Annotated in this window: 27 protein-coding genes; 16 read left to right on the forward strand and 11 right to left on the reverse strand. The window is 69.8% G+C overall.

What is annotated here, in order from left to right:
• Positions 1-83: 83 nt before the first annotated feature.
• The gene (locus JK358_RS05250; protein WP_201944259.1) at positions 84-1,172 is read left to right on the forward strand and encodes a calcium:cation antiporter; all 1,089 of its coding nucleotides are present in this window, start codon (positions 84-86) and stop codon (positions 1,170-1,172) included.
• Between the two features lie 71 nt (positions 1,173-1,243).
• Here the strand turns inward: JK358_RS05250 and JK358_RS05255 are convergent, their stop codons facing one another.
• On the reverse strand, positions 1,244-1,708 hold the full coding sequence (locus JK358_RS05255; protein WP_201944261.1) for a helix-turn-helix domain-containing protein: 465 nt from the start codon (positions 1,706-1,708) through the stop codon (positions 1,244-1,246).
• A gap of 317 nt (positions 1,709-2,025) precedes the next feature.
• Here JK358_RS05255 and JK358_RS05260 point away from each other — a divergent pair, with 317 nt between their 5' ends.
• Positions 2,026-3,519 (forward strand): carboxylesterase/lipase family protein, encoded by a 1,494-nt coding sequence (locus JK358_RS05260; RefSeq protein ID WP_201944264.1) that lies wholly within the window; start codon positions 2,026-2,028, stop codon positions 3,517-3,519.
• Positions 3,520-3,540: 21 nt separating this feature from the next.
• Here the strand turns inward: JK358_RS05260 and JK358_RS05265 are convergent, their stop codons facing one another.
• A complete protein-coding gene (locus JK358_RS05265) occupies positions 3,541-4,506 on the reverse strand; it encodes an AraC family transcriptional regulator (RefSeq protein WP_201944265.1) in 966 nt (321 codons plus the stop codon).
• A gap of 169 nt (positions 4,507-4,675) precedes the next feature.
• On the opposite strand from JK358_RS05265, the gene JK358_RS05270 reads away from it, so the two are divergent.
• Entirely contained in the window at positions 4,676-5,272 is a 597-nt protein-coding gene (locus tag JK358_RS05270) for a dihydrofolate reductase family protein (protein ID WP_201944267.1), read from the forward strand.
• A 184-nt stretch (positions 5,273-5,456) separates the two neighbouring features.
• Positions 5,457-6,359, forward strand: coding sequence for a S1C family serine protease (locus JK358_RS05275; RefSeq protein ID WP_232850896.1), 903 nt, complete (start codon positions 5,457-5,459; stop codon positions 6,357-6,359).
• 15 nt (positions 6,360-6,374) lie between these two features.
• On the opposite strand, the gene JK358_RS05280 is transcribed toward JK358_RS05275, so the two are convergent.
• Entirely contained in the window at positions 6,375-6,647 is a 273-nt protein-coding gene (locus JK358_RS05280; RefSeq protein WP_201944282.1) for a helix-turn-helix transcriptional regulator, read from the reverse strand.
• Between the two features lie 76 nt (positions 6,648-6,723).
• On the opposite strand from JK358_RS05280, the gene map reads away from it, so the two are divergent.
• Both map and JK358_RS05290 read left to right on the forward strand, forming a co-directional pair.
• On the forward strand, positions 6,724-7,491 hold the full coding sequence (map, locus tag JK358_RS05285) for a type I methionyl aminopeptidase (RefSeq protein ID WP_201944289.1): 768 nt from the start codon (positions 6,724-6,726) through the stop codon (positions 7,489-7,491).
• Between the two features lie 46 nt (positions 7,492-7,537).
• On the forward strand, positions 7,538-8,200 hold the full coding sequence (locus JK358_RS05290; protein WP_201944292.1) for a TetR/AcrR family transcriptional regulator: 663 nt from the start codon (positions 7,538-7,540) through the stop codon (positions 8,198-8,200).
• Positions 8,201-8,296: 96 nt separating this feature from the next.
• Here JK358_RS05290 and JK358_RS05295 read toward each other — a convergent pair whose 3' ends face one another.
• Entirely contained in the window at positions 8,297-9,016 is a 720-nt protein-coding gene (locus JK358_RS05295) for a DUF8817 family protein (protein ID WP_201944294.1), read from the reverse strand.
• Positions 9,017-9,124: 108 nt separating this feature from the next.
• Between JK358_RS05295 and JK358_RS05300 the strand changes: the two genes are divergently transcribed.
• Positions 9,125-9,505: a PPOX class F420-dependent oxidoreductase gene (locus JK358_RS05300; RefSeq protein WP_201944296.1), complete on the forward strand. Its 381-nt coding sequence runs from the start codon at positions 9,125-9,127 to the stop codon at positions 9,503-9,505.
• 72 nt (positions 9,506-9,577) lie between these two features.
• On the opposite strand, the gene JK358_RS05305 is transcribed toward JK358_RS05300, so the two are convergent.
• Positions 9,578-10,111: a DUF8020 domain-containing protein gene (locus JK358_RS05305; RefSeq protein ID WP_201944298.1), complete on the reverse strand. Its 534-nt coding sequence runs from the start codon at positions 10,109-10,111 to the stop codon at positions 9,578-9,580.
• 267 nt (positions 10,112-10,378) lie between these two features.
• Positions 10,379-13,996 carry a cobaltochelatase subunit CobN gene (gene cobN, locus JK358_RS05310; RefSeq protein WP_201944305.1) on the reverse strand — a complete coding sequence of 1,206 codons (3,618 nt, stop codon included), beginning with the start codon at positions 13,994-13,996 and terminating at the stop codon, positions 10,379-10,381.
• 299 nt (positions 13,997-14,295) lie between these two features.
• Here cobN and JK358_RS05315 point away from each other — a divergent pair, with 299 nt between their 5' ends.
• Together JK358_RS05315 and cobG are read left to right on the forward strand one after the other, a co-directional pair.
• On the forward strand, positions 14,296-14,526 hold the full coding sequence (locus JK358_RS05315; protein ID WP_201944307.1) for a hypothetical protein: 231 nt from the start codon (positions 14,296-14,298) through the stop codon (positions 14,524-14,526).
• 195 nt (positions 14,527-14,721) lie between these two features.
• Positions 14,722-15,927, forward strand: coding sequence for a precorrin-3B synthase (cobG, locus tag JK358_RS05320; protein ID WP_201945181.1), 1,206 nt, complete (start codon positions 14,722-14,724; stop codon positions 15,925-15,927).
• 61 nt (positions 15,928-15,988) lie between these two features.
• On the opposite strand, the gene ddaH is transcribed toward cobG, so the two are convergent.
• Complete coding sequence (ddaH, locus tag JK358_RS05325; protein ID WP_232850810.1) at positions 15,989-16,864, reverse strand: dimethylargininase; 876 nt, start codon at positions 16,862-16,864, stop codon at positions 15,989-15,991.
• A 145-nt stretch (positions 16,865-17,009) separates the two neighbouring features.
• Here ddaH and JK358_RS05330 point away from each other — a divergent pair, with 145 nt between their 5' ends.
• From JK358_RS05330 to JK358_RS05355, 6 genes are all read left to right on the forward strand, one after another.
• Complete coding sequence (locus JK358_RS05330; protein ID WP_201944308.1) at positions 17,010-17,447, forward strand: Lrp/AsnC family transcriptional regulator; 438 nt, start codon at positions 17,010-17,012, stop codon at positions 17,445-17,447.
• Between the two features lie 72 nt (positions 17,448-17,519).
• The gene (locus JK358_RS05335; RefSeq protein WP_201944310.1) at positions 17,520-18,155 is read left to right on the forward strand and encodes a precorrin-8X methylmutase; all 636 of its coding nucleotides are present in this window, start codon (positions 17,520-17,522) and stop codon (positions 18,153-18,155) included.
• Positions 18,152-19,807, forward strand: coding sequence for a precorrin-3B C(17)-methyltransferase (gene cobJ, locus JK358_RS05340; RefSeq protein WP_201944312.1), 1,656 nt, complete (start codon positions 18,152-18,154; stop codon positions 19,805-19,807). The genes JK358_RS05335 and cobJ overlap by 4 nt, the downstream gene beginning before the upstream one ends.
• Positions 19,808-19,891: 84 nt before the next feature.
• Positions 19,892-20,443 (forward strand): PadR family transcriptional regulator, encoded by a 552-nt coding sequence (locus JK358_RS05345; protein ID WP_372440614.1) that lies wholly within the window; start codon positions 19,892-19,894, stop codon positions 20,441-20,443.
• Between the two features lie 26 nt (positions 20,444-20,469).
• Positions 20,470-21,030, forward strand: coding sequence for a TetR/AcrR family transcriptional regulator (locus tag JK358_RS05350; RefSeq protein ID WP_201944314.1), 561 nt, complete (start codon positions 20,470-20,472; stop codon positions 21,028-21,030).
• A gap of 27 nt (positions 21,031-21,057) precedes the next feature.
• The gene (locus tag JK358_RS05355) at positions 21,058-21,408 is read left to right on the forward strand and encodes a DoxX family protein (RefSeq protein ID WP_201944316.1); all 351 of its coding nucleotides are present in this window, start codon (positions 21,058-21,060) and stop codon (positions 21,406-21,408) included.
• A 14-nt stretch (positions 21,409-21,422) separates the two neighbouring features.
• Here JK358_RS05355 and JK358_RS05360 read toward each other — a convergent pair whose 3' ends face one another.
• Together JK358_RS05360 and JK358_RS05365 are read right to left on the reverse strand one after the other, a co-directional pair.
• On the reverse strand, positions 21,423-22,157 hold the full coding sequence (locus JK358_RS05360; protein ID WP_201945184.1) for a cobalt-precorrin-6A reductase: 735 nt from the start codon (positions 22,155-22,157) through the stop codon (positions 21,423-21,425).
• Positions 22,154-22,750, reverse strand: coding sequence for a DUF8020 domain-containing protein (locus tag JK358_RS05365; protein WP_201944318.1), 597 nt, complete (start codon positions 22,748-22,750; stop codon positions 22,154-22,156). Before JK358_RS05365 ends, JK358_RS05360 begins: the two co-directional genes overlap by 4 nt.
• A 75-nt stretch (positions 22,751-22,825) precedes the next feature.
• On the opposite strand from JK358_RS05365, the gene JK358_RS05370 reads away from it, so the two are divergent.
• Positions 22,826-23,050 carry a hypothetical protein gene (locus JK358_RS05370; protein ID WP_201944320.1) on the forward strand — a complete coding sequence of 75 codons (225 nt, stop codon included), beginning with the start codon at positions 22,826-22,828 and terminating at the stop codon, positions 23,048-23,050.
• A gap of 19 nt (positions 23,051-23,069) precedes the next feature.
• On the opposite strand, the gene JK358_RS05375 is transcribed toward JK358_RS05370, so the two are convergent.
• Both JK358_RS05375 and asnB read right to left on the reverse strand, forming a co-directional pair.
• Complete coding sequence (locus tag JK358_RS05375) at positions 23,070-24,269, reverse strand: cytochrome P450 (protein WP_307817315.1); 1,200 nt, start codon at positions 24,267-24,269, stop codon at positions 23,070-23,072.
• On the reverse strand, positions 24,266-26,206 hold the full coding sequence (asnB, locus tag JK358_RS05380; RefSeq protein WP_201944327.1) for an asparagine synthase (glutamine-hydrolyzing): 1,941 nt from the start codon (positions 26,204-26,206) through the stop codon (positions 24,266-24,268). Before asnB ends, JK358_RS05375 begins: the two co-directional genes overlap by 4 nt.
• Positions 26,207-26,357 lie beyond the last annotated feature (151 nt).

The raw sequence follows: 26,357 nt of genomic DNA on the forward strand, positions 1-26,357 counted from the left end.
ATGTCGCACTCGCAGCACGAGCACCTGGTTCACCGAGAACTCCCCGCAGCAACCTCCCGCATCGCGACGGTCCCGCATACCGGATGATCGCGCTCGGACGAATCCGCTGGACCACCGCCGTACCCCTGCTGGCCGTCGCCGTGCTGGCGCCCGCCTGGGGTCGAGCGCTCCCGGGGATCGTCGAAATATCGCTGTTCGCAATACTTCTCGGCGCGGTCCGGGCCGCCGTGCACCACGCGGAAGTGGCGGCGCATCGGGTCGGTGAACCGTTCGGCTCGCTGGTCCTGGCGGTCGCGGTGACCGTCATCGAGGTGGGCCTCATCCTCAGCCTCATGCTGTCGGCGAGTGACGACGGCGCCTCACCGCTGGCCCGCGATACCGTCTTCGCGGCCGTCATGATCACCTGCAATGGCATTTTCGGGCTCTCACTCCTGGTGGGAGCGCTGCGCCGCCGCGTGGCGGTCTTCAATTCGGAGGGCACCGGCGCGGCGCTGGCCACGGTCGCCACCCTCGCCACGCTCACGCTGGTGCTGCCCACCTTCACCACCAGCGAACCGGGCCCCATGTTCTCCACGGCCCAGCTGGGTTTCGCCGCGGTGGCCTCCCTGGTGGTGTACGGCTGCTTCGTCGCCGTGCAGACCGTCCGGCACCGCGAGGACTTCCTGCCCGTCGAAACCGATCACGCGCACTCGGACGACCATGCCGAGCCGCCGTCGCGCCGGAGCACGTGGATCAGCCTGGGACTGTTGCTCATCGCGCTGCTCGGCGTGGTCGGGCTGGCCAAGACCGTGTCCCCGGCCATCGAATCCGGTATCGCCGCAGCGGGTCTGCCGCGTTCGGCGGTCGGCGTGGTGATCGCCCTGCTGGTGCTGCTGCCGGAAACCCTTGCGGCCGTGCGGGCCGCGCGCAACCATCGCGTGCAGGTCGGGCTGAATCTGGCACTGGGTTCGGCCATCGCGAGTATCGGCCTCACCATTCCGGCGATCGCCGTGGCCTCGGTGCTGCTGGACATTCCGCTGCTGCTCGGTTTGGGAGCCACCCAGATGGTGCTGCTGGCGCTGACCATGTTCGTCGGCGCGCTCACCGTCGTGCCGGGCCGGGCCACCCTCATGCAGGGCGCGGTGCATCTGGTGCTGTTCTCCGCCTTCCTCTTCCTGGCCGTCAGCCCCTAGACCGGCCACCGCCGAGGTGGCCGGTCCAGGAGGCTGGATCGGCTGATCGCCGCGAGCCGATCAGCCGGTCCTCACGCGGTGGCGGCGGTGGTCGCGTGATCGTGCTCGCCGGCGTTGAGCCGGGCCGCCACCTCGGCGAGCAGTTCCTGCGAGTCGGCCGACAGTTCGTGCGCGGCCCGCAGCAGCCGGCGCAGCGCCGGCTGGTCGATACCGTCGATCATCTGTGAATCATGTTGCGCGGCAGTCGTTCCCGGGGTGCGCCCGGGGGCGTAGAAGTATTCGACGTCGACGCCGAAATAGCGGGCCAGCACCGTGACCAGGGCATTGGACGGCGTGGTCCGGACGCCGGTGCGTAATTGCGACAGGTACGCCGGGGAGACGTTGTAGCCATAGGCGGCAAGGCCTTCCACCACCTCCAGGTGACTGACCGGGGCCTTGGCATGGGACAGCAACCAGTCCAGCCGCGCCGCGAACCGCGAGCGCCGCCGCCCACGGCGCACGGTGCTGTGGCCGGTTTCATCGATAATGGTGTTCACACAGGTCATCTCGTTGTTTCTCCGAGCCTTTCGGTAGTACACGGGATCGGGCACACAACCGGAGCAAGAGATAGAACGGGACGTGCATCGAGCACAGGGCACGCTAGCCACAGTTCTTCTGTGAGTCGCGCAGCGACATTCGCGCAACCGGCACCCGACCCGAGATCGGCACACGAAGTCACCGGCGTGGCACACAGTGTCGCCCGGCGCCCGCGAAAAGCCACGCGGAGCGCGCATTTTCACTTTCCGGGCCGCCGCGCCGCCGGATCTCGATACCGTCGCAGGCAGAGTCGTCGAGCAGCGAGGAGACAGCGGCCGTGAAACCGATCGTGGAAACAGCCCGGGGCACAGTCGGCGGACGCCGCGTCGAGGGGATCTGCTCGTTCCTGGGAATCCCGTACGCGGCCACGCCCGTCGGCGCGGCCCGGTTCGCCGCGCCCGCACCGGCCCCGGCGTGGGAGGGCGTGCGCCCCGCACTCGAATACAGCGCGACCTGCACCCAGAGCCCGTACCCGGCACCGATCGCGGACCTGCTGGGCACCCATATCCGGCCCGGCGACGACTACCTGACCGTGAATGTGTGGACGCCGGACCCGCGGGCCGAGGGGCTGCCGGTGCTGGTGTGGATCCATGGCGGGGCGTTCGGGCGCGGCGGCAACTGCATCCCGGTCTACGACGGCACCGCCTTCGCCCGCGACGGCGTCGTGGTGGTGGGCGTCAACTACCGCCTCGGCATCCCCGGCTTCGCGGTGCTCGAGGGCGCGCCCGCCAACCGCGGCCTGCTCGATCAGCTCGCCGCACTGGCCTGGGTGCAGACCAACATTCACGCCTTCGGCGGCGATCCGGGCAACGTCACGGTGTTCGGCGAATCCGCCGGCGCCATGAGCATCGCCGCCCTGCTCGCCTCCCCCGCCGCGGCCGGACTGTTCGCCCGCGCGATCGTGCAGAGCGGCAATGCCACCACCGCCGCCACCGCGGCCGATGCCGACAGGGTCAGCGCGGAACTCGCGGCCCAGCTCGGAATCGCGCCGACCGCAGCGGCTTTCGCCGACATCGACCCGGAGACGCTGCTGGCCGCGCAGACTCGGCTGGCCCTCGACCTGATGCGGGATCCGGACCCGCACCGCTGGGGCGCGTCGATCATCCGGCACGGCCTGGCCCTGATGAACCTGTTTCCCACCCTCGACGCCGGCGTGGTCCCGGTATCCCCGCTCGACGGTATCGCGGCCGGCCGGGGGCATGACATCCCGCTGCTCATCGGCACCACCAGCGACGAATTCCGCTTCTTCACGGTGGGGGCCGGACTCGACGGCGCGATCACCGACGCCACCCTGCCGATCCTGCTGCGGCGCGCGGGCCTCGACGTCGCCCTGGTCGAGGCGTATCGCACCGGACGCCCCGACGCGAGCCCCGCCGATCTGTATGCCGCCATCGTCACCGATCTGGCCTTCCGCGACGGCTCGCTGCGTATCGCCGAACAGCGGGCCACCGCCGCCGCACCCACCTTCGTCTACGAATTCGCCTGGCGCACACCGGTTCGCGGGCTCGACGCCTGCCACGCCCTGGAACTCCCGTTCGTCTTCGACACCCTCGACGTCGCGCACTCCCTCACCGGCGACCACCCGCCGCAGAAGCTCGCCGACCGCATGCATTCCGCCTGGGTCGCCTTCGCGCGCACCGGAGATCCCGGCTGGGCCCGCTTCACCCCGGACACGCAGCGGGTCATGGTCTTCGACGACCCCGACTCCGCCGCCGTCCCCCTCCCACGCGCCGCCGAACTCGCGGCGCTGCGCGCGGCCCTGGGGCGGTGACCTGATGCGACAGCCCGGATCTCAACCGCCGGCGAGGATCCGGTGTTCGCGGCGCGCGGAGCCCGGCGGTGCGCCGTTGACGCGCTTGAACGCGCGGCTGAAGGCAGCCTCGGACTGGTAGCCCAGGCGGCGGGCGAGTTCACCCATCCCCACGTCCTCCTGCTCGAGGATGCTCCGCGCGAGTTGCATGCGCCAGTGGGTGAGGTACTGCATCGCGGGCTCGCCGACCAGTTCGGTGAAGCGAGAAGCGAAGGCGGAGCGCGACATCGACACCTCCGACGCCAGCCGGGTGAGAGTCCAGGGATACGCGGGATCGCCATGCATGAGGGCGATGGCGGGACCGATCCGCGGGTCGCGCAGCGCGCCGAGCCAGCCGGTGCGAGCGGCGGGATCGGCGTCGAGCCAGGAGCGGATGGCCTGGATGACGAGAATATCGGCGAGGCGGGTGATGACGGTGTCGCCGCCGGGACGCAGCTGCCCGGCCTCGGCGGCGATCAGGCGCAGGGTGGCGTCGATCCAGAGTCCCTCGGGGGTCGAGGTGTGCGTGATGCGGATCAGCGGCGGCAGCAGGTCGATGAGACGGCGGGCGGCGGGATCGTCGAACCGCACCGCGCCGCACAGGACGGTGGTGGGCGCCCCGCCACCGCCGTGCCGCAGAATCTCGTACCGCTCGCTCACCAGCTCGCGGGGCAGACTCGTCAGCGGTACGGCGCGCACGCCCGGCCCGCTGGTGAGGCAGTGCCCGGCGCCGTGCGGGATCAGAACCAGCTCCCCCGCGCAAAGCCGGTGTCCCGAGCCGTCGTTCAGCTCCAGCCGGCACGGCCCCTCGGCGACGAAATGGAACATCACGCACCCGGGCCAGGCGGGCAGCGCCACCCCCCACGGGTCGGTGAATTCCGAGCGGCCGTAGAAGACTCCGCTCATACGCAGCAGGTGCAGGGCGCGGCCGAGGGGATCGGCCGAATGCCATACGGATTCGACCAGCATGGTTCCAGTATCGGCGCGCGCCATACCGATCGGCCACCGGCACCGCCGTCGCCCGGTCCGCGCCGGCTGACCGATTCGGCCTGATTCGCGGCGTTTTCGCCGATGAATCCGGCGGTCGGGCGGAGTCTTGTCTATAGATCCACGGACTCGGGCATCGAAAGGGACGATCATGAGCAAGGTAATCACCGGGGCGACCATGTCATTGGACGGCTACATCGCGGGCCCCGGCGAGAGCGGGTTCGAGCACCTGTTCGCGTGGTACGAGTCCGGGGATGTCACTTTCGAGAGCACACATCCGGAGATTCCGTTCACGCTGTCGGAGACCAATGCGGCGTTTCTGCACGAGCTCACGGACAGCACGGGGGCGTGCGTGGTGGGGCGGCATCTGTTCGACATCACCGATGGCTGGGGCGGGATCCATCCGATGAATGTGCCGATCGTGGTGGTCACGCATCGGGTTCCCGAGCAGTGGATCGCCGAACATCCCGGTGCGCCTTTCACTTTCGTCACCGAGGGCGTGAAGGCGGCCGTCGATACCGCCAAGCAGCTCGCGGGCGAGCAGAACGTGGCGGTCAACGGCGGCACCATGGCGCGCCAGGCCCTGCAGGCCGGGCTCATCGACGAGCTGTGGGTCTCCATCGCCCCTGTCCTGCTCGGCGACGGCACGCCGCTCATCGGGCATTTCGACGGCGCGCCGGTGGTGCTCGAGGATCCGGTGGTCACCGCCGGGGAGCGCGCGACCCACCTGCGCTACCGGCTGCGCTGAGCGCCTCGGCTTGCGCCTCGAGCGAACACCGTGCCGGGGCGCTCGCGGGCAGGCATGCTGGGAGCAAGGAATGACGTAATCATGTAAGCGGGTGATCGTCATGAGCGACCAATCAGGCGACGGCACACCCGGAGCCGCGCCCCTGCCCCCGGGTTTCGGGGACGGCCGCGCGGAATCCGAAGCGATGGACGCGTATTCGCGCACCGTCGTCAAGGTGGCGGCCTCGGTGACACCGCATGTGGCCAGCGTGCAGACCCGGCGCGGCGGCGGTTCGGCGGTGGTGTTCACCGATGACGGCTTCCTGCTCACCAATGCGCATGTGGTGGGGTCGGCGGGCAATGGGATCGTGGTGTTCGCCGACGGGGTGGAATCCCGATTCGATGTGGTGGGCGTGGATCCGCTCTCCGACCTGGCGGTCTTGCGTGCGCGCGGTGGCGCGCCGAAGGCGGTGACGCTCGGGGACGCCGATCATCTGGTCGTCGGGCAGCTCGTGGTGGCGGTGGGCAGCCCGCTCGGCCTGGCGGGCTCGGTGACCGCGGGGGTGGTGAGCGCGCTCGGGCGGGCCGTGCCGGTGGGGAATCGGCGCACCGCGCGGGTCATCGAGGATGTGATCCAGACCGATGCCGCGCTCAACCCCGGCAACTCCGGTGGGGCGCTGGCGGATTCGGCCGGGCGGGTGGTGGGGGTGAACACCGCGGTGGCCGGAATCGGGCTGGGCCTGGCGATTCCGATCAACATCACCACGCGGCGGATCATCACCACCCTGCTGCACGAGGGCCGGGTGCGCCGCGCCTACCTGGGTGTGGTCGGGGTGCCCGCACCGCTCCCCGCCGCGGTGGCCGCCCGCACCGGACAGGACGCCGGGCTGCGCATCGTGGAGATCGTGCGCGGCGGCCCCGCCGAACGGGCGGGACTGCGGCGCGGGGATCTGGTGCTGAGCGTGGCGCGCCGGGAAGTGAAGGACGCGCAGGGAATTCAGCGGCAGTTGTTCGCGGACGCGATCGGGCGGGCGCTACCGGTGACGGTGCTGCGCAACGGGGCCATGGTCGATGTGATCGCGGTGCCGATCGAGCTCACCGTGGACTGACGACCGGTGCGTGGTTCAGGAGGCGGAGCGGTGCGCCTGCGCGGTGGCGGGCTGCCAGGCTTCGGCCAGTTCCTCGAGGGGCAGGCCCAGGGTGCGGCTCAGCGCGACCACCGTGCCGAAGGCGGGTGTCGGCATCCGGCCGGATTCGATTTTGCGCAGGGTTTCCGGCGAGATGCCCGCGGCCACGGCGACCTCGGTGAGATCGCGGCCGGCGCGGGCGGCGCGCAGGGTGGAACCCAGGCGGCGTCCGGCTTCTACCTGCGCCGGGGTCAAGGGAAGTCGGACCATGGCGACCACCCTACGGTTGGTATTTAAATACCGCAAGCGCTAGGGTCGGTATTAAAATACCTAACCGGAGGAAGACATGGTGGAACTCAAGACCCCGGCCGAGATCGCGCGAATGCGCGTCACCGGGCAGTTCGTCGCCGAGGTGCTCGGTGAACTGCGCGGCAAGGCACAGATCGGGGTGAACCTGCTGGAACTGGAAGCCCTTGTGCGCGAACGCATCCGGCAGCGCGGCGCGGTGTCCTGCTATGTGGACTACGCGCCCTCGTTCGGACGCGGGCCGTTCGGCAACACCATCTGCCTGTCGGTCAACGACGCCGTGCTGCACGGCCTCCCGTTCGACTACACGCTGCGCGACGGCGACGTCCTGACCATGGACCTGGCCGTCTCCATCGACGGCTGGGTGGCCGACTCGGCCACCACCGTCATCGTCGGCACCCCCGATCCGGAGGACGCGCGCCTGGTCCGCGCCACCGAGGAGGCGCTGACGGCCGGAATCGCGGCGGCGCAGGCGGGCGGCCGGATCGGCGACATCTCCGCCGCCATCGCCGCGGTCGCACACGGCCACGGCTATCGGGTGAACACCGAATTCGGCGGCCACGGTCTCGGCCGCACCATGCACGAGGATCCGCACATCCCCAACGACGGGCGCGCGGGCCGGGGCTTCCGATTGCAGCCCGGCCTCACCATCGCCATCGAGCCCTGGTTCGCCCGCACCACCGATCGCATCGTCACCGACCAGGACGGCTGGACGCTGCGTTCCGCCGACGGTTCCCGCACAGCACATTCCGAGCACACCATCGCCGTCACCGAGAACGGACCCGAAATCCTCACGCTCCCCGCATGATCGGTCCGGCGCGCGGTCGAAACAGCCTCCGCGAGATACTGTTTCGATGGGTACCGACGAAGACCACGCGCAGGCCGCCGGAAACGACGACCTCGCCCTCGCCATGGTGGAGCTGGAGCAGGCCACCTACGGGCGACTCCCCGACGGGCAGCGCCGCATCTTCCGCGCCGCCATGGACGCCTTCGGCGAGAAGGGGTTCCACGCCACCACCACCCGCGATATCGCCGCCCGCGCCGGACTCTCCCCCGCCGCGCTCTACGTCCACTTCGGATCCAAAGAGGAAGTGCTGCACCGGATCTCCGTCGCCGCCGTGCGGCTCACCCAGCAGATCACCGACTCCGCCGCCGCCACCGAGGGCGGACCGGCGCAGCGGCTGTCGGCCACCGTCCGCGAGCTCAGCGCCTGGCACGCCCGCCACAGTGCCGCCGTCCGGCTGGTGCTGCACCACCTCACCGATCTCACCCCCGCACACCGGGCCGAGATCGACGAGCTGCTGCGGTCCATTCACCGCCGCGTGCGCGGCCTGGTCGCCGAAGGCGTACAGCACGGCGAGTTCCAGGTATCCGATCCGAGTGCGACGGCGCTGAACCTGCTGTCGCTGTGCGTGGACACCGCCCGCTGGTATCGACCCGGCTACCGCCGCACGCCCGCACAGATCGGCGACGACCATGCCGGCAGCGCCCTGCGCTTGGTCGCCGCACGACCGTGACCGGAAGGCACGAGCCTCCTGAAAGGCCGACCAGGGGCGTGGAACGGCGTGCCGCTCGGCTACGGCTCGTCGGCGCGCCACGCCCCTGTCGGACGATCAGGCCTCGTCGGTCAGCCAGGCCTCGAGGTCGCTGACCATCCGGAGTTCGGCGGCGAGGATATCGCGATCCTCACTCGACAGATCCAATTGCGCCAGGCGCGAGCGCAGTGCGGGCACGCTCGCGGAATCCCCTCGGGCGATGGCGATTTCGATCAGCATGGCCAGGGCCCGGGCCCGCTCCAGCGCTGCCCCGAGTTTCGCGAAGCGGCGCAGGCCGGTCTCCAGGACGCGGGCGGCGGTCTCGTCGTCGTTCTTGAAGTCGCGCAGGTTGCGGGCATTGTCCAGCACCTTGGCCAAACCCTCGAGCTGTTTGGATCCGCCGTATTCGAATTCCGGTTCGTCCTGTTGGATGTAGATGATGGCATTGCCCACCGGATCGACGACCGTGAAGCGGGTCTGGCCCGGCCGGAAGCGGGTGATGCGCGGGTTGCCGCGCACCGGGATCCGGCCGTACTTCGCGCGCAGGGCCGCGGTGAACTCCTTGTGCCATGCCTCCACCCCGTCGACCATGACCAGGCAGCCGATGTAGGCCTGTTGCGCGTCCTCGAAGCCGTCGGGCGTCGGGCCGAAATGCACATCGAAACCGTCCCGGGTCACGACGCCGTAGGTGTAGGGGCGGGTCTGCTCATAGGTGACCTCGTAACCGAGTGTGCGGTAGAAGTCCAATGTCGCGGGGAGGTCCCCGCCCCACAGCACCGGTACCGACATTGCCGCCATGACTGCCCTCCTGTGATCGGTCCAAAAGTGGATCGAACCCAAGTTATCCAAGTTCACGGCCTACACGCATATGCGAATTTTGTCCGGGCTGCGATTAGGCTGCGGGGCATGGACAACCCGTTCGGCCCCGCCGGGACCTCGAACTATGTGCTGCTGACCACCTTCCGCAAGGACGGCACCCCCGTGGGCACCGCCCTGTGGGCCGCCCTCGACGGCGGCCGCCTGTACGTCTGGACGGTCACCGACAGCTGGAAGGTCAAGCGCATCCGGCGCAATCCGCAGGTGACGGTGCAGCCCTGCGATGTGCGCGGCAAGCCGCACGGCGATGTGGTGAAGGGCACCGCCACCATTCTCGATGCCGCGGGCAGCGATCGCGTGCGCGGGCTCATCAAGAAGCGCTACGGGTTGCAGGGCCTGTTCATCGTCGGCGGCAGCGTGCTGCGCCGCGGAAAGAGCGGCACGATCGGCATCGAGATCACCGCCGTGTAGTCGCGCGGTCACCGCCGGATCGGTGCACGATCCGGCGGTGACACTCTCGGGGACTTCGTGGGAGCTACCGCATCACCTCTGTCCCGCGATGATCGCGCCGAGCAATCCGCCTACGCCGCAGCCGATGATCGCGCCGACGACGAAGAAGAAAAAGCCGATGACGGCACCGACCACACAGCCGATGAGCGCACCGGCCACGATCGAGCCGGCGTCCGCGACATGTTGTAGCGCAACCGTTTCGGCGGTCGGAACTGCAACTTCCGCAGCATTGGCCGGAATCACCGTGAGCACGGTGCCGGTGGCGTCGAGCATCGGGATCACCGAGTAGGCGCGGTCGGCGGCCTGGTAGACGAGGGGGATGGCCCCGATGGTCTCACCGCTGGGTGCGATGACGGCGACGGCGTCGTTGGCGAGTTCGAACCGGCCGGAGGTGAGCGTGGTGGTCACGCTGCTGCGGTCGGCGGCCAGCGTGGTGGAATATTCGACTCCGCTGTCCGCTCCGACGATGCCCGGGCCGGCGAGCGGCTCACCGTGCGCGGTGACGGTGGCGACGCAGAGCGCCGCCGCGGAAAGTAATGCGGTGACAGCGATTTTGGCGATTCTCATAATGGTTACCCGCAATCGAAGAGACCGATTCACCGCGCGAGCGAAAGACCGACAACGCGCCCCCACGACGCGGCGAATCAGGGAATTCACTTCCAATTATTAGGCCCAATAGCATGATTGGGATTTGCCCGACGCCTCCCCGAGTCTGACGTCGTAACCATTCTTATGATCCTCTTAATCGGACGCGCAGTGAAGAACCGGTGCCCCGGTTGTCCTCCCTTGTCCTGCGCGTCCGACCCGACACGCCGCACTAAATGCGGAATTCGGTTATTCCAGTTCGCCTTCGGTTTCCAGGTAGACCTGACGCAGACGGTCCAGCGTATCGGCTTCGGGCTGCTCCCAGAGTTTCCGCTCCGCCGCCTCCAGCAATCGCTCCGCAATTCCGTGCAGCGCCCACGGATTCGACTGCTCCATGAACTTGCGATTGGTCTCGTCGAAAACGTAGCTCTCGGCCAGTTTCTCGTACATCCAGTCGGCGACCACATTCGTGGTGGCGTCGTAGCCGAACAGATAGTCGACGGTGGCGGCCATTTCGAACGCGCCCTTGTAGCCGTGCCGGCGCATCGCCTCGAGCCAGCGCGGATTCACCACGCGCGCACGGAATACGCGCGCGGTCTCCTCGGAGAGCGTGCGGGTGCGCACGGCATCCGGGCGGGTGCTGTCGCCGATATAGGCTTCCGGATTCTTACCGGTGAGAGCGCGCACCGCGGCGACCATGCCGCCGTGGTACTGGAAATAGTCGTCCGAGTCGGCGATATCGTGCTCGCGGGTGTCGGTGTTCTTGGCCGCCACCGCGATTCGGCGATACGCGGTGCGCATGTCGTCGGCTGCGGGCGCGCCGTCCAGATCGCGACCGTAGGCGAAGCCACCCCAGGTGGTGTACACCTGTGCCAGATCGTCGTCGGTGCGCCAGCTCTTGGAATCGATGAGCTGCAGCAGCCCGGCACCGTAGGTACCCGGCTTGGAGCCGAAAATACGTGTGGTGGAACGCCGTTCGTCACCGTGCTCGGCCAGGTCGGCCTGTGCGTGGGCGCGGACGTAGTTGGCTTCGGCGGGCTCGTCCAGCGCGGCCACCAGGCGCACCGCGTCGTCGAGCAGGGCCAGCACGTGCGGGAAGGCGTCGCGGAAGAAGCCGGAGATGCGCACGGTCACGTCCACGCGCGGACGGCCCAGCTCCGCGAGCGAGATGGCCTCCAGCGTGGTGACGCGGCGGCTCGCCTCGTCCCACACCGGCCGGACACCCAGCAGCGCAAGCACTTCGGCGATATCGTCACCGGAGGTCCGCATGGCCGAGGTGCCCCACACCGACAGACCCACCGAGCGCGGGTACTCGCCGTGATCGGCCAGGTACCGCTCCAGCAGCGAATCCGCCATGGCCTGACCGGTTTCCCAGGCCAGCCGCGACGGCACCGCCTTGGGATCCACCGAGTAGAAGTTGCGGCCGGTCGGCAGCACATTGATCAGACCGCGCAGCGGCGAACCGCTCGGCCCGGCCGGAATGAATCCGCCGTTGAGCGCGTGCAGGATTCGCGCGATCTCCACCCCGGTCCGGCGCAGTCGCGGCACCACCTCGGTGGCGGCGAAGCCCAGCACCTTGCGCACGTCGTCCAGGCCCGGAGCGGTTTCGGTGAACCACCCGCGCAGCAGCGATTCGGTGATCGCGTCGATCGAGTCGACGTCCCAGTCGACCTCCTGCATGGCGGCGACGAGCTCGCGGGCGCGAGCCTCGAAGGTGTCGACGCGGTCGCGGGATTCGTCGCCGGATTCGCTGAGGCCCAAGGCTTCTCGCAGGCCGGGGACGTTCACCTCGCCGCCCCAGAGCTGGCGAGCGCGCAGCATGGCCAGCACCAGGTCGACCTCGGCCTCGCCCGCGGGGGCCTGGCCGAGCACGTGCAGACCGTCGCGGATCTGGACGTCCTTGATCTCACAGAGCCAGCCGTCGACGTGCAGCAGCATATCGTCGAAGGACTCCTCGTCCGGGCGCTCGGTGAGGCCCAGATCATGGTCCATCTTGGCGGCGCGCATCAGCGTCCAGATCTGCTGCCGGATGGCGGGCAGTTTGGCCGGATCCAGCGCGGAGATATTGGAGTGCTCGTCGAGCAGCTGCTCCAAACGCGTGATGTCGCCGTAGGTTTCGGCGCGCGCCATGGGCGGGATCAGGTGATCCACCAGGGTGGCGTGGGCGCGGCGCTTGGCCTGGGTGCCCTCGCCCGGATCGTTCACCAGGAACGGGTAGATGAGCGGCAGGTCGCCGAGCGCGGCGTCGGTGCCGCAGGAGGCGGACATGCCGAGGGTCTTGCCGGGCAGCCACTCCAGGTTGCCGTGCTTGCCCAGGTGCACCATGGCGTCGGCGGCGAATCCGTCGGGCGCGGCCAGCCAGCGGTAGGCGGCCAGATAGTGGTGCGAGGGCGGCAGATCCGGGTCGTGGTAGATGGCGACCGGGTTCTCGCCGAATCCGCGCGGCGGCTGCACGATCAGCACCACATTGCCGAATCGCAGTGCGGCGATGACGATCTCGCCCTTGGGGTCGGCGGAGCGGTCGACGTACATCTCCCCCGGCGGCGGGCCCCACGCCTCGACCACGGCCTCGCGGAAATCCTCGGGCAGGGTGTCGAACCAGGCGGTGTAGGCGTCCGCGCCGATGCGAATCGGGTTGCCCTCCAGCTGTTCCGAGGTCAGCCAGTCGGGGTCCTGGCCGCCGGCGGCGATGAGGGCGTGGATCAGCGCGTCGCCGTCACCCTCCTCCAGGCCGGGGATCTCCCCGCGCTCGCCGAGATCGTATCCGGCCGAACGCATTTCCTCGAGCAGCCGGAGGGTGGAGGCCGGGGTGTCCAGACCGACGGCATTGCCGATGCGGGCGTGCTTGGTCGGGTACGCCGACAGCACGAGGGCGATCTTCTTGTTCCCGGCGGGGATGTGGCGCAGCTTCGCGTAGCGCACCGCGATTCCGGCCACGCGCGCCGCGCGCTCCGGGTCGGGCACATAGGTCGACAGGCCGTCGGCGTCGAATTCCTTGAAGGAGAACGGAACCGTGATGATGCGGCCGTCGAACTCCGGCACCGCCACCTGGGTGGCCACATCGAGCGGGGAGAGGCCGTCGTCATTGGCCTCCCACTGGGCACGGCCGCTGGTGAGGCACAGGCCCTGCAGGATGGGCACATCCAGTTCGGCGAGCGCGCCCACATCCCAGGCTTCGTCGTCGCCGCCGGCCGAGGCGGTGGCGGGCTTGGTGCCGCCGGCCGCGAGCACGGTGACGATCAGCGCGTCGGCCTGGCGCAGGCGGGCGAGCAGTTCGGGTTCGGCGGTGCGCAGCGAGGCGCAGTACAGCGGAACCGCGTTCGCGCCCTTGTCCTCCACGGCGGCGCACAGGGCGTCGATGTAGCCGGTGTTCCCGGCCAGATGCTGGGCGCGGTAGTACACCACGGCGACCGTCGGCGCATTCTCGGCAACCGGGCGCGCGGTGCGTTCGAGCTCACCCCAGCTCGGCATCTCCACCGGCGGTTCGAAGCCGTGGCCGGTGAGCAGCACCGTATCGGACAGGAAGTTGTGCAGCTGCAGGAGGTTTCCGGGGCCGCCGGCCGCGAGGTAGTTGTGCGCGTCCGCCGCGACGCCGCCGGGCACGGTGGAGGTTTCCATGAGTTCGGCGTCAGGGGCGATCTCACCGCCGAGGGCCACCACCGGAATACCGCTGGCGCGCACCGTCTCCAGGCCCTCCTCCCAGGCCCGCTTACCGCCGAGGATGCGCACGATCACCAGGTCGGCGCCCTCCAGCAGGCCCGGCAGATCCGCGGGCAGCAGGCGCGCCGGATTGGCGAGCCGGTAGTCGGCCCCGCTGGCACGCGCGCTCAGCAGATCGGTGTCGGAGGTGGACAGCAGCAGAATCACAGGGTTCAGCCTTCCTAGGGGTCTCGCGCCCAGCACGGTTCGGCGCTCCCCGGCGAAGGTCTGACTCTCACAGTGGCGCGACCGCACCGGAATTGCACCGGTTTCTTCCGTCCGACGAGCCCCCGGATGCTATCGCGCCCGGATCACAGTGCGGCAAAGGCTGCCTCGCGGACCTGTGCGACCGACCGGTCCGGGCGTACGCTGCCGGTATGCCGAACACCCCCGGATGGGTCAGGCGGAACAGGTTCGCCGCCTGGTCAGGATATTTTTCAGTACTGGTTGCCTTCGCGACGCTAGCTATGGCATTGACCGCCGCGGGCAGCGGCCACGGTCAGCTCGCCATGGTCGCGGGCATCATCTGCGCCGCCACCGTGCTCTTCTCTCTCACGGTGCTGGCAACCACCATCCACCGCGACAACCTCGAACACCACAACATCCCCAGCCTCCTCAACGACAGCTGGGAGGTGACCCCGGCCTTCGCCCGCCGCCGCGGCGCCCCCACCGCCATCGAACCGCATCGCGCGGGGTGAGGGCGGCACCACGCACGGAACCAGGTGGCCCCGGCTCGAATCCGAGCCGGGGCCACCGCTGTACCGGGAGAATCAGGCGCGGGTCAGCGCCGCAAACCACCCGCGGTCGCCCGAGCTCTCCGTGACTCGACGCGAGAGCTGGTCGCAGACCTGGTCCGGGCCGGGACCTCGCGCGCCGCGCCGTAGGCTGAATCCATCATGACCTCGCGAACCGATCCCGATTCCTGCCCTGGTGTGCTGCGTACGCACGAAGCCGCCGACGGGCCGCTGGCCCGGATCCGCGTGCCGGGCGGGCGGCTCGCGCCCGACCAGGTGCAGGCGCTGGCGGCCGCGGCGCAAGATCTGGCCGACGGGAATATCGAGCTCACCTCACGCGGGAATGTGCAGCTGCGGCAGGTGCGCGACGCGGCGGCACTGGGCGAACGGCTGACGGCCGCAGGGCTGCTGCCGAGTGCGTCGCATGAGCGGGTGCGCAATATCGTGGCCTCGCCGCTGTCGGGGCGGGTCGGCGGATGGACCGATGTGCAGGCGCTGGTGCCCGCCCTCGACGCGGGGCTGCGCGCGGCGGCACGGCTCGCGGACCTGCCGGGGCGGGTGCTGTTCACCCTCGACGACGGGCGCGGGGATATCAGCGGGCTGCACGGCGATATCGGGGTGCACGCGGTCGACGAGAACACCTACGCCGTGGTGCTGGCCGGGCGCGACAGCGGAGTGCGCGTGGGCGCGGCCGAGGCGGTCGATCTCATGCTGGCCGCCGCGCACGGATTCCTGGAGCTGCGCGGCGAGCAGTGGCGCTTGCACGAGGTGCCGGACGGGCCCGCCCGGCTCACCGATCACCTGCTGGCCACCCGCACCGGCCTCGACACCACCGCCGAGCCGCTGGAAATCGCCGCGCACCATGACATTCCGATCGGATGGCTGACGCAGGCCGACGATCGGGTGGCCCTGGGCGCGGGCGTCCCGCTCGGCTCACTGCCCGCCCGGACCGCCGAGTTCCTGGCGGCCGTCGAACGTCCGCTGATCGTGACGCCTTGGCGCAGTGTGGTTCTCACCGATATGGACGAGTGGGTCGCCGAGCAGGTGGTGCGCGTACTGGCCCCGATGGGCCTGATCTTCGACGCGAACTCCCCCTGGCTGCAGGTCAGCGCCTGCGCCGGAATGCCGGGCTGCGCCAAGTCACTCACCGACGTGCGCGCCGACGTCGCCGAGGCCGTCCACACCGGCCGCGTAATCATCGAGGGCACACCGCAATCCGCGCTGGAGGGCCTGGACGCCGGGCAGGTCGTGGCCGCCGGCCGCCAGCACTGGTCCGGTTGCGACCGCCGCTGTGGTCGCCCCCGGGGCGCGGTCACCGACATCATCGCCACCGCCGACGGCTACCGCATCGTCCCGTCGAGCTGACAGCACCGGACCACGCCCAGTCGAGTTCCTCACCCGCCCACCGCCGTGCGGCCCCCGGACATCAGGCCACCGCGGTGGTGGATTCCCTTGCGTCGCGGTGGAATTCCATGGTGCAGCACTTGACGCTGCCGCCCGATTTCAGAAGTTCCGACAGGTTGACGCCGATGGGCTCGTACCCGCGTTCGCGGAGCTGGCCGGGGAGCGTGGTGGCGGCGTCGGTGAGGAAGACGTGGTAGCCGTCGCAGACCCCGTTGAGTCCCAGGACTTCCGCGTCGGCCTCGGTGACGAGGATGGCGTCGGGGTACATGGCGGCCAGCACCCGGGCGCTGTCGCCGCTGAAGGCCGCGGGGTAGTAGGCGATGGTGTCGCCGAGGACCATGAGGGCGGTGTCGAGATGGTAGAAGCGCGGGTCGATGAGCTCGAGGGAGACCACCGGCAGTTCGAAGAACTCCTCGGCCTCGCGGTGGGCGTCGCGGGAGGTGCGGAAGCCGGTGCCGGCCAGGATGCGGTCGCCCGCGACCGCGAAATCGCCTTCGCCCTCGTTGATTTCGCGCGCGGGCTGGACCCGGTCGAAGCCTTGGTCGTCGAGCCATTCATGGTAGGCGGGGCCTTCGGCGGCGCGTTCGGGGTTGGCGAAGCGGGCCGAGAGGGCCCGATTGCCGATCACCACACCGCCGTTGGCGGCGAAGACCATATCGGGCAGGCCGGGCAGCCCTTCGATGACCTCCACCTGGTGGCCGTGGCGTTCGAAGGTGGCGCGCAGGGCGTCCCACTGCGCGAGGGCCAGGTTCCGGTCCACCGGATCGGAGACGTCCATCCAGGGATTGATGGCGTAACTGACCTCGAAATGCTCGGGCCGGCACATGAGAAACCGGCGCGGGGTGGGGCGGCGGGCGCCTGCCGGATCCGGGGCGCGCAACGGGGCTACGGTGGTCAACGAGGCTCCTGGGAGATCGGCGCGGAGTGGAGCAGAACATGCTTGTCACGAAGGTAAATGGCGTAGTGTTGCGCTGAAAACACCGATTCGTTGCGTGATCTTGAGTATCAGCGGCGATTTGTTGCGTCGGAGCGGAGAGGCGATCGTGGACGACATCGATCGGCGCATTCTGGCCCACCTGCTCAAACACGCGCGGGCCTCGTTCCAGGACATCGGCGCGGTGGTCGGACTCTCGGCCCCGGCGGTGAAGCGCCGGGTCGACAAGATGGTGGCGGGCGGGCAGATCACCGGCTTCACCACCCAGGTCAGCCCGGCCGCGCTGGGCTGGCGCACCGAGGCCTACGTCGAGGTCTTCTACCGCGACAACATCTCCCCCGCCGAACTGCGCCGCAGCCTCGAACCCATCGCACAGGTGGTCGGCGTGTGGACCATCGCCGGCGAGGCCGACGCGCTCGTGCACGTCATGGCCACCGATATGGCGGAGATCGAATCGACGGTGGAGAAGATCCGGGAGAACGCGCGCGTCGGGCGAACCCGCAGCAGCATCGTCATGTCCCGGCTGCTCGAGCGCCCGCGCACCTGATCACACGCGCGCAGTGACCCGCGGCACTACCCGCCCCCGGGCCGCGCGGAACCGAAACATAAGGTGGAGCGCATGTCCGACGTGCGTGCCAGCTACCTCACCGACGGGGCCGAGATCTATCGGCGCTCGTTCGCGACCATTCGCGCCGAAGCGGACCTGTCGCGCTTCCCGGCGGATGTGTCGCAGACGGTGGTGCGCATGATCCACGCCTGCGGGCAGGTGGATCTGGCCGGCGACGTCGACTTCAGCGACGGCGTGGTGGCACAGGCGCGCGCGGCGCTGCGCGCCGGTGCGCCGATCCTGTGCGATGCCAATATGGTCGCCTCGGGTGTCACGCGCAAGCGCCTGCCCGCCGACAACGAGGTGCTGTGCCTGCTCGGTGATCCGCGGGTGCCGGAACTGGCGGCGGCCATGCGCAACACCAGATCCGTTGCGGCCCTGGACCTGCTGCGCGACCGCCTGGGCGGTGCGGTGGTGGCGATCGGCAATGCGCCGACCGCCCTGTTCCACCTGCTCGACCTGCTCGACGCGGGCGCACCCCGCCCGGCCGCCGTCATCGGCATTCCGGTCGGCTTCATCGGTGCGGCCGAATCCAAGCAGGCCCTCGCCGAATACGGCGGCGTCGAATACCTGACCGTGCACGGCCGGCGCGGCGGCAGCGCCATCACCGCCGCCGCCCTCAATGCGATTGCGAGCGAAGTCGAATGAGCGAGGCGACGGCCACACCGGCGGGCACGCGCGGCAAACTCTGGGGCGTCGGACTGGGTCCGGGCGATCCGGAACTGGTGACGGTGAAGGCGGCGCGGGTGATCGGCGCGGCGGATGTCATCGCCTTCCACAGCGCGCGGCACGGACGCAGCATCTCGCGCGGGATCGCGGCCCCCTACATGCGCGCGGGCCAGATCGAAGAGCATCTGGTCTACCCGGTGACCACCGAGACCACCGATCACCCGGGCGGATATCAGGGCGCGATCGACGAATTCTATGCGAGCGCAGCGGCTCTGCTCGCCGAGCATCTGGCCGCCGGGCGCTCGGTCGCCTTGCTGGCCGCGGGCGATCCGCTGTTCTACAGCTCGTTCATGCATATGCACCGCCGCCTGGCGGACCGCTTCGACACCGAGATCATCCCCGGCGTCACCTCGGTCAGCGCGGCGTCGGCGGCCCTGGGCACCCCGCTGGTGGAGGGCGATCAGGTGCTCACGGTTCTGCCCGGCACCCTGCCCGCCGAGGAGCTCGCCCGCCGCCTGCGCGGCACCGAGGCGGCCGCCATCATGAAGCTCGGCCGCACCTATCCCACTGTGCGCCAGGCCCTTTCCGAGGCGGGACGACTCGACGACGCCTACTACGTCGAGCGTGCCAGTACCGGGCGGCAGCGGGTGCTGCGCGCCGCCGACGTGAGCGACGCCGAGGTTCCGTACTTCGCGATCACCCTCGTTCCCGGACCCGAACCGGCGACCGCGATCCCGCTCACCGCGCCGGACGCGCAGGGGAATCGGGCCGCGCGGGAGCCCACAGCGGTGACAGCGACGGCGGGCGGCCACGCCGCGGCCTCGGGCAATGCCCAGACCAGCCCCGCCGCTTCCGACGCGAAATCAGATGCGGTGCAGTCGACTTCGGTCGGCGAGGTGGTTGTCATCGGGCTCGGGCCCGGCGCGCTCGAGTGGACCACGCCCGAGGTCAGCCGGGCACTGACCGAAGCCACCGATATCGTCGGCTACTCCACCTACGTGAACCGGGTGCCGGAGCGGCCCGGCCAGCGGCGGCACGCGAGTGACAACAAGGTCGAATCCGAGCGGGCGGCAATGGCTTTGGATCTGGCCAAGCGGGGCGCGCGGGTGGTCGTGGTGTCCTCCGGGGATCCGGGGGTGTTCGCCATGGCGGCCGCGGTGATCGAGGAGTCGGCGGATCCGCAGTGGCGAGAGGTGCCGGTGCGGGTGCTGCCGGGGGTGACCGCCGCGAGTGCGGTGGCCAGCCGGATCGGCGCGCCGCTGGGGCATGATTTCGCCATGATCTCGCTGTCGGATCGGCTCAAGCCGTGGGAGGTGGTGGCCAAGCGGATCGCGGCCGTCGCCGCCGCGGATATGGCCTTCGCCGTGTACAACCCGGCGTCGTCGCAGCGGCAGTGGCAGGTGGCGGCCATGCGGGATCTGGTGCTCGAGCATCGCAAACCGGATACGCCGGTGGTGCTGGGCCGGGATGTGGGCGGGCCCGCCGAGTCGGTGCGGGTGGTGGCGCTGAGCGAGCTGGATCCAGCGGAGGTGGATATGCGCACGCTGCTCATCGTGGGCGCGTCCACCACGACGGTATTCGACGCGGCCGGTGGACCGCGGGTGTTCACCTCGCGCCGCTACGCCGACTAATATTCCAATGTGGAACATATTGGTGTGGCCGAAACCCGCCTGACACGCAGGTCACGGCCATACCGGACTTTCGGTTCGAAGGGAGTGCTGGTGACTGAAGACAAGCCGCGACGCCCGCTCAATTCGACGGCCGCGTCGCTACTCGGATTCCTGCATCAGGGACCCATGTCCGGGTGGGATCTGGTCGCGCAGGCCCAGGATCGCATCGGCGACTTCTGGACCATCACGCAGAGCCAGGTCTACCGCGAACTCGCCACCATGCATCAGCACGGCCTGGTCGAGAAGGGCGAGACCGGCGCCCGCGACCGCACCCCGTACCGGATCACCGAGGACGGGCGAGAAGCCTTCGCGGAGTGGATCGCCCGCGACCCCGGCGCCGAAACCATCCGCGTCCCACTGCTTCTCACGCTGTCCTTCGGTGAATTCGTGGAGCGCGCCCGCCTGGACCGCATCATCGCCGCCAACCGCGTCATCCACGAGCAGCGCCTGGCCGGATACCTCTCCGGCCACGACGAACAGCGCATGTCACCGTTCGAGCGCGCCACCCTGGACTTCGGCATCCGCTACGAGCGCGCGGTCCTGGACTGGTTCGACCGGCTGCCCGAACTGCTCACCCAGACCAGCCGTTTGAGCTGAAACTATACGTCTGTATACTTTCAGGGGTGAGCCCGCAGCACAGCAATCGCTCCTCCCTCATCGAGGGCACGCTGCGCTGCCTCGCCCGCCTGCCGCTCGAGCGGGTCACCGCCCGAGCCATCGCGGACGAGTCGGGGGCCAATCTGGCCTCCATCGGGTATCACTTCGGCTCCAAGGATCGGCTCATCGCCGAATCCGTGGTCACCGGACTGGATCAGTGGCTTGCCGAGCTCATCGAGACCCTGGACGATCTGCCCGCCGGGGACCGCGTGGCCGCGGCGGCGGCGCAGTTCGCGCGGACGCGCCGCGCGCACACCGGGCTGGTGCGCACGCTGGTCGCCGCGCTGGCGCTGGCTCCACACGACGAGCAGATCCGCGCCACCCTCACGACGGGCTACACCCGGGCACGCGAAGCCATTGCCGCGCAGCTCGATTCGACGACCGAGGCGGCCGGGCTACTGCTGGCCATGTTCCAGGGACTGCTGTTCCAGGAAATGGTGAGCGACTCGCTCGCCGTCGAGGGGGATCAGCTGCGGGACGCGCTGTCCGGCGTGGCCGCCGCGCTCGGTCCCGCCGACCGAAAGTAACCGCACTACACCGTTTTTCGAGGCATCATGTTCCTGGCCACGATTCTCGCCACGGCACTGCTGACCGTGCTGCTCATCCTGACCATCGTCGTCAAGATCACCCGCAGACAGCCTTACGCGCAGGCGTACGCCGATCTCGGCGTGCCGGAGCACTGGCTGCCCCGCCTGGCGGCGATCCTGATCGCCGCCGGCGCCGGGCTCGTGCTCGGGCTGTGGTGGGCGCCGATCGGCATCGCCGCTGCGGCCGCCCTGCTCGTCTACCTGCTCGCGGCCGCGGGTTCACATGTGCGCGTGCGCAATTGGCGCGGGCTGCCGATGCCCGTGCTGTACCTGGCCGTCACCGTCGCGGTGCTGCTGCTGCGGATCGCCACCGCCTGACCGGGCGGCGGCGCTCAGATCAGCGAGCGCAGCCACTCCCCGGCTGCGGCAACGGATTCCGCCACCACCGCGCCCTCGGGCAGGGGCGGCCGGTCGATCATGACCACCGGCAGGCCGAGCGCGCGGGCGGCGGTCAGTTTGGCTTCGGTCAGCGCTCCCCCGCTGTCCTTGGTGACCAGCGCGTCGATGCAGCGGCCGGTCAGCAGCTCGGCCTCCTCGGCGACGGTGAAGGGGCCGCGCGCCAGCAGCAGTTCGTGCCGGGCGGGCAGCGCGGCCTCGGGTGGGTCGATGGCGCGGACCAGGAACCAGGCCTCGGATTCGGCGAAGGCCGCCACCCCCTGGCGGCCGATGGTGAGGAAGATTCGATCACCGAGTCCGGCAACGGTTTTCGCGGCGGCGGTCAGATCCGGGACACGGATCCAGTGGTCGCCCGGTTGTTCACGCCATCCGGGCCGGCGCACGTGCAGGACCGGCAGGCCCGCCTGGGCGGCGGCCGCCGCGGCATTGGCGCTGATTCCCCCGGCGAAGGGGTGGGTGGCGTCGATGACGGCGTCGATCCCGTTGTCCGTCAGCCACTCTCGCAGACCCTCCGCTCCCCCGAATCCCCCGATCCGCACCTCCCCGACCGGCAGCACGGGTTCGCGGACGCGACCGGCGAGCGAGGAGACGATCTCGAATCCTCGCTCGCCGGAGGCGATCTCGGCGATGTCCCGGGCCTCCCGGGTGCCGCCGAGAATCAGCGTCTTCAGGGCTGCCCGCCGAAGTAGGCGAAGGCCGAATCGATCAGCGGCTGGCCACCGGCCACCAGCAGGCCGATGCCCGCGCCGATGAGCGCACCCGGAATCAGCGTGACGACGCCGATCAGTCCGAGCCCGCCGCCGATGACCGCGCCCACGGCCGCACCGAGCGAGGCCCGCTGCAACTCGGCCATGAACCACTGCTGCGAGGAAATGGCCTGCGCCGCCGCCACCGGGGTCACCGGCGCGGTGAGCACCAGTTCGCGACCGTCCGCGCCGATCGAGGCGTTCAGCGCGACCTGCTGCGCGTTCGCTTGACCGGTCAGCGGCACCTGCGCGACAACCACACCGGCCGCGTTGGTGAGGGTGACCCCGCTGCCGTCGGCGTTCAGGCTGAATACGCCACCGCTGACCTGGGTGACGATGGCGTTGCCGGCCTCGGCCAGCGCGAGGGTGTAGTCGACGCCCTGGTCCCGGCCCTGCACCTGCGGCGCGACCTGTCCCGACGGAACCTGTTCGACCGGTGCGGCATGGCCCGCGCCGGCGGCGAGACCGGTGGCGGCGGCGGCGAGAAATGCGGTGGCGGCGTACTTCGTGTACTTCATGATCTCCCAATACAGCTAGGCAAACACATCCGGCAATCGCCGGGATGAGTCCCGACCCTACCCGCTGAACGATGCATGTTTCACTATGAGCTGGCGGCGCATTCGAGCCTTTCACACCGCCCAGGCGTCCGGCGCGCCGGGGAACGCGGCGATCAGCGGGTCGAGGGCCGGCCGCGGCCGCACATCGGCGTCGTCATCGAGCCTGCGGTGCAGGATGATCAGAGCCTCGACTGGTCGCGGGCCGCCGAGTTGCCGCTGGAAAGCCGCCCGCTCGGTCAGGCGGTACTCGAAGTCCGTTGAGCGTCAGCGCTCTTCGTACTCAGACTGTCCGGATGTCGAGGCGCTGGTACAGCGGGACGAAGGCGTTGACGCGGTAGCGGCGCGCGGTGACCGACCAGGGGCGGCCCGACGCCAGCAGGGCGTCCAGGAATCGGGTCAGCTCCACATGGGTCAGGGCCGACCCCGGGCACAGGTGTTTGCCGCCGCCGAACCACAGTTGGCGGGTTTCGGGGATGTAGCCGCGGTCCAGGTCGAAGTGGCCGGGTGCGTTGGCGATGCTCCAGGTCATGATCTTGACGCGGTCACCCGCCCGGAGCCGGCGGCCGGCCAGTTCGATATCGGCGGTGACGCCGCGGCCTACGATGGGCATGGAGCTGGTGACGCGCAGGCCCTCGCGGATCGCGTCGGGGATCAGGGTGGGGTCGGACAGCAGGCGGCGGTGCGAGTCGGTGTCGTGCAGCAGGGCCACGAGTCTGCCCATGGTGCTGGCCAGCGTGATCGTGCCCGCGACGATCAGCAGGACGGCGATGCCACGGGTTTCGTCGAGGGTGAAGCCGAGGTCGCGGCAGCGGCCGATGGCGGTGCCGGAGGCGGCGGTGTCGTAGACCGAGGGGACGTCGGCGCTGATGCGGGCGGCGAGCGCGCGGCCGCGGCGGATATTGCGCGGCGGGACGACCGTCGTCGCCCAGTTGCCCTTGCCCAGATCCGCGAGTTGTTCGACGGCGCGGAACATGTCGAGGTGCGGGGCGTCGCCGGGGCGGGCGGGCAGGCCGACCAGGTCGGCCATGATGCGGGTGGTGAAGACGCGGGCGAATTCGGCGATGTCGACGGTGCGGCCCGCGGTCAGGTCGGCGCGCAGGGCCGTGAGCATCGGACCCACCGCGCGCTCCACCATCGCCTCCGAGCGGGGACGGGTGAACAGGTCGTTCACCTCGCCGCGGAAGGCCGTGTGCTTCGCGCCCTCGAAGTGTTCGAAGACGAAGTCGCCGAGCATCTGGGCCCACCAGTGCCCGGACGCGCCGTCGTGCACGATGCTGAAATGCTCACTGTCACCGTGGATTCGGCGGGCCAGGGCCGGGTCGGAGACCACCCAGCCGAGGCCGGGGATCGCGCGCAGCGGATGCGCGAGACCGGCGGCGGTCAGCAGGACGGCCAGACCGGGTTGCGCGCAGGCGTGCAGCGCCAGCTCATGCCATTCGGCGGCGCGGCGGGTGACGGCGGGCGTGCGGGTGACGGTCACGCTACGGCTCCTGCGGTGGTGAGTGCTTGCGCGGCAGCGGATCTCACCCGATCGGGGTGGAACTGCTCGAGGACCAGGTGCGTACACAGGATCGACATGCTCGCCCATTCGGCGGCGGTGCCCTCCCAGGTGCCCGACCGCTCCACCGCGGTGCGCCAGATGCGTTCGGTGGCAACGGGATCGAACAGGCCGTGCTTGCGGGCGGCCGCCTGCGAGAGATGGTCCCCGGCCAGATCCGCCCCCGGTCCGCTCAGATACCAGGCGGCGATGGGCGTCATGAAGGGCTTCTTGCGGCGGCGCACGATCTGCTTCGGGAGTATGTCGGCCACGGCCCGCTTGAGGACGTACTTCTCGGTTCCCCGGTGCACCAGCATATTCGGGTGGATCTCGGCGCAGAGGTCGATGACGTCGCGGTCCAGGTAGGGCACCCGCACCTCGATTCCGTGCGCCATGCCCAGCCGATCGGAGATGGGCAGCACCCAGTGCGGGATCCGGGTGGAGAACTCGAAGTGCAGTTGCCGGTGCAGGGTGGTGTGGCGCGGCGGCAGCGGCAGCGCCGACGGCGCCGGAAGCGGTTGGGTGAGCGCGGGTTCGACCGCCGCGTCCAGTGCGCTCCACAGGTAGATCCAGGGCGGCACCTGTCCGAATCGCGCGGTGTACTCCTCGAAGCGCGCGGCCACGGCGGTGATGTGGCGGTCGATGCCGCCGGGCGCGCCGATCCACCTGGTGGCCTGCTGCCACAGCATCGGTTGCAGCGCACCGAGTTTCAGCGAGTCGAGCCGGGAGCTGAGTTTCATCAGCCGGTAGAAGTCGTATCCGGCCAGCAGTTCGTCGGAGCCGTCGCCGCTCATCGCCACCGTCAGCCCCTGCTCGCGGGCGCGGCGGGTCAGGTCCAGGAAGGGGGTGGCGACGCCGCCGTACCAGAACGGAGATTCGAAGTGCCACATACTCGTCGGCAGCAGTTCGCAGGCGCGCGCGCCGGTCATCTCGGCTTCGAAATTCCCCACGCCCAGTGAGCGCGCGACCAGCCGCGACATCGAGGTCTCGTCGTGGATCTCCCCCACCAGCGCCACGCTGGCGGTGGACAGCGGTGCGCCGCAGCGCCGGGCCGCCACCGCCGCGATGGCCGAGGAGTCCAGGCCGCCGCTCAGGGCGACACCGCCGCGCACCTCGTCCGGAATCCGTTTGGCCACCGCGGCGGTGAAGCGTTCGCCGAAGGCCTCGACGGCGGCGCGACCGGTCAGCAGCGGGCGGTCGGGGTCGGGGCGCTCGAAGATGGTGAAGTAGCGGCGCGACCGCATGCCGGAGGCGTCGAGGGTGGCGACCGTGCCGGGTTCCAGATCCCGGATGTCACGCCAGAAGGTGTGCGGTGCGATGGTGTGGCCGTAGAACAGGCAGTCCGCCGAACCCTGGGGGTCGACGGCGATGTCGCACAGGCCCGAGGCCATGATGCCCTTGATCTCCGAGGCGAACACCACCCGGCTGCCGCGGCGATGGTAGAACAGCGGCTTCACCCCGACCCGGTCGCGGGTGAGCACGAGCGCCTGTTTCCGCCTGTCCCACAGCGCGATCGCGAAATCGCCGTCGAGGTGCTCGACGAAGCCGTCGCCGTACTCCTCGTACAGGTGCGGTATCACCTCGGCGTCGCTGCCGCTGCGCATCCGGTGGCCCCGGGCGGTGAGGGCGCGGCGCAGTTCCCGATGGTTGTAGATCTCGCCGTTGCACACCACGCGGACGGTGTCGTCCTCGTCGGCGGTCGGTTGTGCCCCGTGCGCGACGTCGACGATGGCCAGGCGTTGAAAACCGAAGGCCACGTTGCGATCCGACCAGAGCGCGGCCCCGTCGGGCCCCCGGTGCCGCATGATCGCACTCATCGCGCGGACCGGTTCGGGGTCCACCGCCGCGGCGAAGTCGGCTATCCCGCTGATGCCACACATGATCGGCAGCATAAGGCTGTGCGGCGGTCTCACGAGTGCCGGGAAAACGATTTTGTCTCGGGAGACAATACGGCGCGCAAGTTCTTGTCGCACAAGGGTCCGATCCGATTCCCGCGAAATATTGTCCGCACCCGACATTTCCCGGGAAGTC

This window comes from Nocardia acididurans (assembly GCF_016741815.1).
Taxonomy (GTDB): Bacteria; Actinomycetota; Actinomycetes; order Mycobacteriales; family Mycobacteriaceae; genus Nocardia; species Nocardia acididurans.

What these genes read in the sequence shown, in the direction of transcription:
- JK358_RS05300 (WP_201944296.1), top strand. Translation starts at nt 9,125, where the DNA reads ATGGACAACCCGTTCGGCCCCGCCGGGACCTCGAACTATGTGCTGCTG.
- JK358_RS05355 (WP_201944316.1), top strand. Translation starts at nt 21,058, where the DNA reads ATGTTCCTGGCCACGATTCTCGCCACGGCACTGCTGACCGTGCTGCTC.
- JK358_RS05250 (WP_201944259.1), top strand. Translation starts at nt 84, where the DNA reads ATGATCGCGCTCGGACGAATCCGCTGGACCACCGCCGTACCCCTGCTG.
- JK358_RS05270 (WP_201944267.1), top strand. Translation starts at nt 4,676, where the DNA reads ATGAGCAAGGTAATCACCGGGGCGACCATGTCATTGGACGGCTACATC.
- JK358_RS05335 (WP_201944310.1), top strand. Translation starts at nt 17,520, where the DNA reads ATGTCCGACGTGCGTGCCAGCTACCTCACCGACGGGGCCGAGATCTAT.
- JK358_RS05370 (WP_201944320.1), top strand. Translation starts at nt 22,826, where the DNA reads ATGTTTCACTATGAGCTGGCGGCGCATTCGAGCCTTTCACACCGCCCA.
- JK358_RS05305 (WP_201944298.1), bottom strand. Translation starts at nt 10,111, where the DNA reads ATGAGAATCGCCAAAATCGCTGTCACCGCATTACTTTCCGCGGCGGCG.
- JK358_RS05315 (WP_201944307.1), top strand. Translation starts at nt 14,296, where the DNA reads ATGGCATTGACCGCCGCGGGCAGCGGCCACGGTCAGCTCGCCATGGTC.
- JK358_RS05290 (WP_201944292.1), top strand. Translation starts at nt 7,538, where the DNA reads ATGGGTACCGACGAAGACCACGCGCAGGCCGCCGGAAACGACGACCTC.
- map (WP_201944289.1), top strand. Translation starts at nt 6,724, where the DNA reads ATGGTGGAACTCAAGACCCCGGCCGAGATCGCGCGAATGCGCGTCACC.
- JK358_RS05280 (WP_201944282.1), bottom strand. Translation starts at nt 6,647, where the DNA reads ATGGTCCGACTTCCCTTGACCCCGGCGCAGGTAGAAGCCGGACGCCGC.
- cobJ (WP_201944312.1), top strand. Translation starts at nt 18,152, where the DNA reads ATGAGCGAGGCGACGGCCACACCGGCGGGCACGCGCGGCAAACTCTGG.
- JK358_RS05265 (WP_201944265.1), bottom strand. Translation starts at nt 4,506, where the DNA reads ATGCTGGTCGAATCCGTATGGCATTCGGCCGATCCCCTCGGCCGCGCC.
- JK358_RS05275 (WP_232850896.1), top strand. Translation starts at nt 5,457, where the DNA reads ATGGACGCGTATTCGCGCACCGTCGTCAAGGTGGCGGCCTCGGTGACA.
- asnB (WP_201944327.1), bottom strand. Translation starts at nt 26,206, where the DNA reads ATGTGTGGCATCAGCGGGATAGCCGACTTCGCCGCGGCGGTGGACCCC.
- JK358_RS05365 (WP_201944318.1), bottom strand. Translation starts at nt 22,750, where the DNA reads ATGAAGTACACGAAGTACGCCGCCACCGCATTTCTCGCCGCCGCCGCC.
- JK358_RS05295 (WP_201944294.1), bottom strand. Translation starts at nt 9,016, where the DNA reads ATGGCGGCAATGTCGGTACCGGTGCTGTGGGGCGGGGACCTCCCCGCG.